At 66.4% G+C, this 8,793-nt stretch carries 8 protein-coding genes and 1 pseudogene; 6 read left to right on the forward strand and 3 right to left on the reverse strand.

The genetic code is table 11. The features are described from left to right. The 5 genes and pseudogenes from ACTWPW_RS61525 to ACTWPW_RS61545 form a co-directional block, all read left to right on the forward strand. A pseudogene (locus ACTWPW_RS61525) lies at positions 1-164 on the forward strand (IS5/IS1182 family transposase); the annotation flags it as partial. A gap of 18 nt (positions 165-182) precedes the next feature. Beyond that, entirely contained in the window at positions 183-842 is a 660-nt protein-coding gene (locus ACTWPW_RS61530) for a hypothetical protein (RefSeq protein ID WP_443174627.1), read from the forward strand. Positions 843-1,228: 386 nt separating this feature from the next. Beyond that, entirely contained in the window at positions 1,229-1,843 is a 615-nt protein-coding gene (locus ACTWPW_RS61535) for a hypothetical protein (RefSeq protein ID WP_375116058.1), read from the forward strand. A gap of 1,573 nt (positions 1,844-3,416) precedes the next feature. Further along, on the forward strand, positions 3,417-4,952 hold the full coding sequence (locus ACTWPW_RS61540) for an ATP-binding protein (protein WP_443174628.1): 1,536 nt from the start codon (positions 3,417-3,419) through the stop codon (positions 4,950-4,952). Between the two features lie 146 nt (positions 4,953-5,098). Continuing rightward, positions 5,099-5,644 (forward strand): dihydrofolate reductase family protein, encoded by a 546-nt coding sequence (locus tag ACTWPW_RS61545; RefSeq protein WP_364134644.1) that lies wholly within the window; start codon positions 5,099-5,101, stop codon positions 5,642-5,644. A gap of 84 nt (positions 5,645-5,728) precedes the next feature. Here ACTWPW_RS61545 and ACTWPW_RS61550 read toward each other — a convergent pair whose 3' ends face one another. Continuing rightward, positions 5,729-6,319 (reverse strand): TetR/AcrR family transcriptional regulator, encoded by a 591-nt coding sequence (locus ACTWPW_RS61550; protein WP_443174629.1) that lies wholly within the window; start codon positions 6,317-6,319, stop codon positions 5,729-5,731. A gap of 98 nt (positions 6,320-6,417) precedes the next feature. On the opposite strand from ACTWPW_RS61550, the gene ACTWPW_RS61555 reads away from it, so the two are divergent. After that, positions 6,418-7,149, forward strand: a complete 732-nt coding sequence (locus tag ACTWPW_RS61555) for an SDR family NAD(P)-dependent oxidoreductase (RefSeq protein WP_443174630.1) — start codon at positions 6,418-6,420, stop codon at positions 7,147-7,149. Positions 7,150-7,224: 75 nt separating this feature from the next. Here ACTWPW_RS61555 and ACTWPW_RS61560 read toward each other — a convergent pair whose 3' ends face one another. Together ACTWPW_RS61560 and ACTWPW_RS61565 are read right to left on the reverse strand one after the other, a co-directional pair. Then, positions 7,225-7,695, reverse strand: coding sequence for a hypothetical protein (locus tag ACTWPW_RS61560; RefSeq protein WP_443174631.1), 471 nt, complete (start codon positions 7,693-7,695; stop codon positions 7,225-7,227). 283 nt (positions 7,696-7,978) lie between these two features. Next, complete coding sequence (locus tag ACTWPW_RS61565) at positions 7,979-8,767, reverse strand: MOSC domain-containing protein (protein ID WP_443174632.1); 789 nt, start codon at positions 8,765-8,767, stop codon at positions 7,979-7,981. Positions 8,768-8,793: the final 26 nt, after the last annotated feature.

Below are 8,793 nucleotides of genomic sequence, written 5' to 3' on the forward strand. Positions count from 1 at the left end.
TACGCGCCCTGCGCTGTCTCGGCGAACGCGGGTTCGCCCTGCTCAAAGGCCGCTGGCGGATCCTCCAGCACATCACCGCCAGCCCCAGCGCAATCGGCGACATCGCACGCGCCGCTCTTGTCCTCACACATTTCGAGCACAACTACCTACCGGCAATTCGCTGAGATCACGTCAATGAGAGCATGGTCGCCCCCGACCCACAACAAGACCCGCCACTACGCCAAGGCCGCTGGACTGCCCAATGGTGGGCGGCCACCTTCAGTATCATCACCAGCATCGCATCCGTGATCGCCGTCATCATCTCCTTGAGTGTCCTTGCGATCAGCAAGCAGCAACAGGCCGACGCGGTACAGCAGCGTGATGAAGATCAGAGAGAAAAGCAGCGAGCATTCGCCCAGCGGATCACCTACCAACGGGTATCCAAGGAGAGTGCACGCGAACCCCGCGTTCTCATACGGAATGCCAATGCCACCAGTGCGACAGTGATCATATATATTTCCGTTGGGCCGTGGTTAACAACGGCCGCACCCTTCGTGCTAAAGGCATGCAGTCAGACCACCTACCAGGTGAGGCGCACACCTGATAGTGATCTATCACTCAAAGGCGCCCTCATTGACATTCTTGTCCTCAACCCTATCGACAGAAAGTGGTGGACCGGTACGCTTAATGGGCAATTGAGCGCAGATCGGCCACAGACAAAATACCCGCGAACTTTGTTCGCGGCCGATCAGAATGGCGAGAAGTTCTCAGTTGTAACAACTTCCCGACTGGGATCACCGGCATTTCACTCCACGATGTTCGCCCAGTCGAGACTAGTCCGGTCATGCCATGCGCTTGAATGACCCACTTGTCGGTGATCAGTGCACTCCACCTTGTCTGCGCGATCACGGCCTCCCGAGAGCCAGACTGGGGGTATGGGACGAAGACGCCAGCGGCTCTCACCACCACGAGGCGCCACCCCAAACTCCTCCGCGCGCACCACTATGCGACTCGCTGCGCGCCCCCGGCCGCGTCGCCGGCTCCGAGACATCCGCTGGAATGTCCAATGGTGGGCCGCCCTACCGTCTGGCACGCTAGGCGCCTGTCCAATAACTGCGAAGAGACGTCCTTCCTATCGTTAAAACGTTCATGAACTCATTTGGCGAGCGGGTGTCAACCCCGCGAACGGTGATCAATGACCGCTACCTTTCACGCAGATCAGAGGATCACACGCAGCCAGGAGGATTGCATGAACAAAATAGGGAAATTCGCCGCAGTTCTGGCCATCTCAGCAAGTAGCGCAGTTATCGCCAGCAGCGGATCGCCAGCACTCGCAGACCCTCACCCGATCATCGATATTATCGACGACGTCGTCCCGAACGCGAACGTCCTCCCGAATCTCATCCCGAACCCGAACATAGCGCCTTCAGTGTTGTGCCTTCCCGGGGCGCGTAACGACAATTCCATCAAGGGCGACCACAACCAGGTAACCACCAGTCAAACCAACAACTGTACACAGAGCGCGCAGCAAACCACGCCGACACCTCCGCCGCCGTCAGACGGGGGTCTCACGGGCTACGAGATAGTTGCCTTTCCCTTCACTGTAGGCCCGGGTGCGGGGGGAGCCGGTGTCGCGACCTTCACCGTCGAGTGTCCTTCAGATAAGGTGCCAGTCCTTCACGGCTATGACTTCCCTCAGAATCCCGCAGGTCCGAGCACGCTCGTGGAACTCGCCGAGGCATACCCTTCGGACGCGGCGGGCGCGCCTTCAGTCACGCCCAACTCAGTCACCTTCCGTGTCGATAATGTCACTCGCGAGGATCAGAATGGAACACTCTACGTGGCCTGTGCCACTGCGCCATAGCACCAAATAACGCAAAAAAGGCCCCTCAAGAGTCACCTGGGGGCCTTTTTTGTTTTCCCACCCCAAGGAAACCGGGGCAAAACTTAATTCACTGGGCCGTTTCGCCAAGGCCCGTGAGGTACCGCCCGTGGGGGTGGAGCACGTATGACGGTGCCTGGAGGTGGGCAAGGACGTGGCGCCGGTGTATGCCTGCCTCGCCGCGTACGGCGGGTCGCATCGGGTGCTGGTGCGGCGCCGGGAGGGCGTGGCGTACGCGCCAGGCAAGGCTCGCAAGATCGCGGCCAAGCGATGACCCGGGCGGCGACGAGGCACGTGCCGCCCGAGCGGAAGCGGAACGTATTCGTAGGAGCCGCTCACATCAGGATGAGGAGCTGTCATGAGCTGCCCGGGCACGTCGATGACAGCTTGACAGCTTGATGGCACTCCAGGCTCCTCGCCAGGCGGGGTTGCGGGCCCTGCCTGGCGAGGAGCAACCCGGCGCTCCAGACGATCACCAGCAAGGGCGTCGAGCGCGCGCTGGACGGACGCCGACGAGCTCGTTGAGAGGACCGAGCAGGCCTCGACGCCTCGGGTCGTGGCTGAATACATGTCACTTTGACCATAGGACGTCACGGCTGATGTCTTTCAACCTCGTCGGCAGGCTGGCACGAAGAACGATCCGTGGATGCGCGGAGATGGCACAATGTGCTCGGGGCCGAGGGATTCGTCCTGCGTGCGCTGGCGCCATCCGTGCCGGCGAATCTCGGCGGTCTGCGCGTCCGGCCACCGGTTGCGGTCGGGGAGTTCCGGAACGCGGACATCCTCTTCGAGCCCGAGCTTGCCGGCAGCGGCATGGTCGATCTGGTCGTGGGTTCAAGAGGCGATTCGGACAGGATTTCTATCCGATCGCTGAGTGGATCACCAACAGCACGGTCTTTCTCGGGCCGGGTTCGGCTGAGGCGCCCTCGGGCGGCTCAGCGAGCGCTCTGACCGGGTCACTCACCACGGGCTTCTCAGGGTGTGCTCGGTTGACGTCGATGCGGCGGTGCCACCGAATTGTCGCGGTGGGACCGCTGGTGTACATGTGCAGGAAAGACTGCGGATGATGACCGACCACAGCAGCCTGGCCATCAGCAGTTCGATGGCACGCTGTCGTTGCTCTCGGCATGGAGAAGCAGCTCGGGCTCGTTGAGGGTCATATGCTCGGATAAAGATAAAACCGTCCGAACGTAGGCTGAGCCGCTGGACCGGAGTGGACTTAACGTAGCGGTTCGCTTTCCGATATCCCCAAGGGGCCTTGAGTTCAGGGCACCTTGTTGAGCCATCGATCTTCCGGCCGAAGTGCCGGCTGAATGGCCGGGGCCGGCCAGTGACGGTCCGGATTGCCCGCATATCGCAATCCTCCAGATGAAAGTGATCGACGGCTCATCCACCAGCGCCCCGCCGTACGCGCCTCGTCCGCGCCGAGGAAGAGCATGGGCCGGTTGTTGTATCCCAAACGCCCCGATCAGGGCAATGGCAGACTGTGACCATGCGGCTACCTCGAGCGAAATACTTCAACACCACGGGCCCGTGCAGCCCTCAGCATCACTACATGCTGCCCCCCACGCAGCGGCTCCCGCAGGCGCGCGTGCTCATCGAGATGGACCGCTACTTCGTGCTGCACGCGCCCCGGCAGACCGGGAAGACGACCGCGCTGCACACCCTGGCCTCCGAACTGACCGCCGGAGGCGACATCGCCGCCCTGACGTTCTCCTGTGAGCGCGCCAAGGCGGCCGGCGACGACTACGCCGCCGCGGAGTCGCTCCTGCTGGACTCCCTCCGCGAAGCCGCCGCACGATCGGGCTGGCCGGAGGAGTTGCTGCCGCCGGAGCCCTGGCCGCAGGTCACGCCGGGCAGCAGGTTCGGCTCGGCGCTGAGCGAGTGGTGCCGCCGCTGCCCGCGCCGGGTGGTGCTTCTTCTCGACGAGATCGACGCCCTGCAGGGCAACAGCATGGTCAGCATCCTCAGCCAGCTCCGCGACGGTCACAACGCGCGGCATCAGGGCCGTCCGTTCCCCGCGTCCGTGGTGCTGTGCGGGCTGCGCAACCTGCGTGACTACAAGGTCGCCTCCGGCGGCGACGCCGACCGGGTGAACCCCGCCAGCCCGTTCAACATCATCGCCGAGTCGCTGCGCCTGGGTGATTTCACCGCTGACGAGATCGCCGAGCTTTACGGCCTGCACACCCAGGCGACCGGCCAGGAGTTCACCAAGGACGCGGTGGACCGGGTCTTCGAGCTGACACAGGGACAGCCGTGGCTGGTCAACGCCCTCGCCTATGAGATCACCTTCCGGATGCGGATGGCTGACGCCATCACGGCCGGGCAGGTGGAGGGGGCCAAGGAGCGGTTGATCCGGGCACGAGCCACTCATCTGGACTCCCTGGTGGCCCGGCTGCACGAGCCCCGGGTCAAGCGGGTGATGGAGCCCGTGGTGGCCGGGACTTTCCCTGACATCGACCTCACCTTCTCCGACGACCTGTCCTACGTTCACGATCTCGGCCTCATCAAGCAGGAGCCTCCGCTGGAGGTGGCGAACCCCATCTACCGGGAGGTCATCCTGCGGGTGCTGGGCGCCCCGTCGGAACAGCATGTGATGGCTGATCCGCACAGCTTCGTGCTGCCGGACGGCCGTTTCGACCTGCCGCGCCTGCTGCGGGAGTTCGTCGTGTTCTGGCGCGAGCACGGCGAGGTGCTCATCCGGCAGGATGGCTACCACGAGGCCGCCTGCCAGATCATTCTCATGGCCTTCCTGCACCGGCTGGTCAACGGCGGCGGCCAGCTCGACCGGGAGTACGCCGCGGGCACCAAGCGCCTGGACGTGCTGGTCCGCTGGTCCTATACCGGCCCCGAAGGGGAGCGGCTGATACAGCGTGAGGCGATGGAGCTGAAGGTCTGGCGAGCGAGCGAGAACGACCCGATGCCCGACGGTCTCGCACAGCTTGACCGGTATCTGGACCGGCTCACCCTTTCCACCGGCGTGCTGGTGATCTTCGACCGGCGTCCCGAGGCTCCACCCTGGAAGGAACGAGGTGGTTTCGAGCAGGCGACCACACCGTCCGGCCGCCAGGTCACCGTTCTGCGCGTGTGACGGGCGATTGTCCGGCCTCCGTCGGCTCCGTGAAGGAGGTTGGTCGTCCAGGATCGGCAGCCGGCGGTTGTCGTTTCTGTACAAGACTCGGGCATACGGGCCGGACTAATGTCGCGGACAAGCCCGATGACTAAGGAGCGAACACGATGGCCAAGATCATTTCGAGTTTCTTCATCTCCGTGGACGGCGTGGTCGAGTCCCCGGACCAGTGGCACTTCCCGTACTGGAACGACGAGATGGGTGCCGTGGTCCAGGCCGGCATGCAGAGCGCGGCGGGGTTCCTGATGGGCCGCAAGCTGTACGAGGAGTGGTCCTCGTACTGGACGACCACCGACGCCGACCCGGAAATCGCCGCGACTTTCAACAGCGCCCGCAAGTACGTGGTGTCGAACTCCCTGGAGAAGGCCGAGTGGAGCAACACCACCCTGATCCGCGGTGACGTCGCGGCCGAGCTGACCGAGCTGAAGAAGCAGCTCGACGGCGACCTGCAGATGTCCGGCTCCGCCACGACCGTACGCTGGCTGCTGGCCAACGGCCTGCTGGACGAGCTGAACCTGCTCGTCCACCCGATCGTCGTCGGCCACGGCCAGCGGCTGTTCGAGGACACCCCGACCCACCCGCTGAAGCTGGTCAAGTCGGACACCTTCGAGACCGGCGTGCTCAGCCTGACCTACGTTCCGGCCGCCGGCTGAGACGCGCGGGTGCGACGGGGCCTGGAGCTCGGGTCCCGGCGGGGCGGCGGGGTACGGGGGCGCGCTCGGCGTACGAGATGATCGTCAGTGGAGGGCGGTGTGGGCGGCTTCGGCGCGCAGGCCGTCCACGAAGAAGGCCAGGCAGCGCCGCCACGTCTCCGGAGCCGTCTCCATCGACTCCCTGATGACCTGGGACATCGCCCACACCAGCGTGACCAGGTCCTGGGACCCGAAGTCGGCGCGCAGCCGGCCGCTGGCCTGAGCTCGCTCGATGATGCGTTCGGCCTGCTGGAAGCCCCCGTGGCAGGCCTGGCTCACGTCGGTGGACAGGGAGAAGCTCTGAACGAGGGCGTCGTTGAGGCTGTGGTCCTCGGCCTGCAGGGCGAAGAGCCCTTCGAGGAAGCCGGCGAACCCGTTCCAGGGATCGGGGTCTGCCAGGGCCGCCGCGCTGATCTCGTCGAGGGCGGCCAGCCGCTGGGGGAGGATCGCGGCGAGGAGCGCCTCGCGCGTCGGGAAGTGGTTGTAGAGGGTGCCGATGCTGACCCCGGCCCGGCGGGCGATGTGGTCGAGGGGGGCGTCGAGGCCGCGTTCGGCGAACACCTGAGTGGCCGCGACCAGCAGTTTGTCGCGGTTGCGCGCGGCATCAGACCGCAGCGGCTTGGGTCCGGCTGCCATGTGCCCATCATACGAAATCGAGGATGCCCTCAAGTTCGTGGTACGGTCTGCGTCATAAGTTGAGGGTGTCCTCGATTTCTGACGCGAAAGGCACAGCCATGTCCGGAACAGCGCGCAAGACCGCCGTCGTCATCGGTGCCGGGCCGGGGCTCGGCATGTCCGTCGCCCACCGGTTCGGCCGCGAGGGGTACGCCGTGGCCCTGGTCTCCCGTACGGACGCCCGGCACGCCGCCTACGTGGCGTCCCTGGCCGGGGCGGGGATCGACGCCGCGTCCTTCGTCGCCGACGTACGCGACCGCGACCGCGCGGCGTCCGCCCTGGACGCGATCGCCGAACGGTTCGGGACGATCGACGTCCTCTATTACGGCCCGGGTGCCGCCGACCTGGGCTCCCCGCCGAAGCCCATCACCGAGTCCGCCTCCGAGGACGTCCGGGAGGCGATGGAGATCGTCTATCCGGCCGTCGACCTGGTCGGCAAGGTGCTGCCCGGCATGGTCGGCAGGGGTGAGGGCGGGCTGGTGTTCGCGGGCGGGCTCAGCGCCGTCATGCCGATGCCGGCCCTCGGCAGCCTCGCCGTCTCCTCGGCGGCCCTGCGCAACTACGCCCTGACGCTCAACGCCGCGCTGGCCGAGCAGGGCGTCTACGCCGGGAGCCTCATCATCGGCGGACTGGTCGAACGGGGCGACATCCACCAGCTGGTGACGTCGCAGCCGGATCGGTTCGGCGACGTGGGCGGCAGGACCCTGGACCCTGACGTGATCGCCGACACCGCCTGGGAGCTGTACACCAAGCGCGACCGCCCCGAGGTGACGTTCAGCGCCTTCGGGTGAGCGCGGGCGCCGGTCGGTCCGCCATCGACGCGACGCCCGGTTCCCGTCGTTCGTCCCCCTGATCGGTGCCGCCGGTCACGAACCCGGCGTGCCCGTCGCCTTCTCGGCCGAATGGAGCTCGCTGAACAGCCTGAGCCGCACCGTTCCCGGCCGGCGCCACCACGTGGACGGCAGGAGCAGGGCCTTGGAGGGGAACTCCGTCTCCAGGACGATCTTCACGTACGGATGCTCGCCCGGGATCTCGGCGCACACGACGGACACGGCGCTGGACACCTCCTGCTCTCCGAGCCGCAGCGTCGCCGGCTCGCCGAGCTCGAGGTTCGCCGACTCCCACACCAGCACCGGCGGGACGGCACGGCGCGACGACAGCGGCAGGCGCAGCGAGAACCCCGCCAGCCCGCCGCTCGGACGCAGGAAGAACGAGCCGATGACTTCGGGAACCTTGTCCAGGAGCCGCAGCTTTCGCGGCGTGTCCATGGTCAGCGTCGCCTCGGTGACGTTCATGGCGATCCGCCATGCATCGGGGTCGGTGTAGGAGAAGGCCATCAGAAACACCCCCTGTGCGGTACGGGCACTTCGCCCGCTTACCACTCATGACTAAATAGGGCGGTCAAATGTGACGATTTCCCGCCTAGCCGGTGTGGTGTGATGCCCCACACAATGCCCCCGGTCGAGTGTGTGATCGGTCACCGGCGCGCCTCCCCTCCCGCTGGTGCGCGTGGGGGGAGGCGCTCGACCTGCTTCCCGGCACCGGGGTCTGACCTCGGCCTCCTCGCGACGCCGGCCACCGCACCCGCGACCCGATTTCGCCTCCGTCCGCCCGGATGGATCAGGCGATCACCGGGTCGCCGAGGCGGAGCCGGCCCGCGTTCTTGGGCACCAGGCGGATGCCGAACCAGGTCTTGCCGTCCCAGCGGCGGTGCTTCGCCAGCGTACGGATCGGCTCCTTGCCCTTGACCAGGGTCACCGGGTCGATGGTGGTGACCGCGCACCGGTCGCACAGCTCGGAGACCCGGAAGTCGATCTCGCCGATCCGGACCTCGGTCCAGGAGTCCTCGGCGTACGGCTCGACGTCGTCGATCACCACGTTGGGCCGGAACCGTGCCATGTCGAGCGGGCCGTCCCCGCCGATCTGCCCATCCAGAACACGGAGCGACGCGGCCGAGGTCAGCAGCAGCGGCGCGTCCCACGCGAAGCTGACCACCTCACCCGGCAGCCCGCCGTGGGAGGGATCGATCGTACGGCGGCCCGGATCGTCCAGCCAGACGAGCCGGGCGGGCCGCCCCAGGAGCCGGGTGAACCAGTCGTGCGCGTCGCCGCCGGCGTCGATCGCCCGGTCCAGCCCGGTGAACCCCACGGGCACCGCCTCCCCGGCCGCCGGGGGGACATGGAGGCCGGGCATGCCGGAGGCGGACAGCAGCAGACCGCCGTCATCCGCGTTCCGCGCCCGTACGGAGGCCATCCGCGGATACTCGCCGAGCCAGAGATTGTCACCCGCCTCGTCGACCACCGCCCACCGCCGATCCCCGGCCAGCCCCCAACGCTCGACGGCCGCCTCGGGGACGGGCGACCCGGCACCTGATTTGAGCGGATAAATCCAGATGCCGACCAGACGCATGATCGAATGCTAAAGCCCACCCCACC

Source organism: Nonomuraea sp. KM90 (genome assembly GCF_052246675.1).
GTDB lineage: Bacteria > Actinomycetota > Actinomycetes > Streptosporangiales > Streptosporangiaceae > Nonomuraea.

Bases quoted from the DNA above. Each gene is read 5' to 3' on its own strand.
- ACTWPW_RS61530 (WP_443174627.1), top strand. From the start codon at position 183: ATGGTCGCCCCCGACCCACAACAAGACCCGCCACTACGCCAAGGCCGC.
- ACTWPW_RS61535 (WP_375116058.1), top strand. From the start codon at position 1,229: ATGAACAAAATAGGGAAATTCGCCGCAGTTCTGGCCATCTCAGCAAGT.
- ACTWPW_RS61540 (WP_443174628.1), top strand. From the start codon at position 3,417: ATGCTGCCCCCCACGCAGCGGCTCCCGCAGGCGCGCGTGCTCATCGAG.
- ACTWPW_RS61545 (WP_364134644.1), top strand. From the start codon at position 5,099: ATGGCCAAGATCATTTCGAGTTTCTTCATCTCCGTGGACGGCGTGGTC.
- ACTWPW_RS61550 (WP_443174629.1), bottom strand. From the start codon at position 6,319: ATGGCAGCCGGACCCAAGCCGCTGCGGTCTGATGCCGCGCGCAACCGC.
- ACTWPW_RS61555 (WP_443174630.1), top strand. From the start codon at position 6,418: ATGTCCGGAACAGCGCGCAAGACCGCCGTCGTCATCGGTGCCGGGCCG.
- ACTWPW_RS61560 (WP_443174631.1), bottom strand. From the start codon at position 7,695: ATGGCCTTCTCCTACACCGACCCCGATGCATGGCGGATCGCCATGAAC.
- ACTWPW_RS61565 (WP_443174632.1), bottom strand. From the start codon at position 8,767: ATGCGTCTGGTCGGCATCTGGATTTATCCGCTCAAATCAGGTGCCGGG.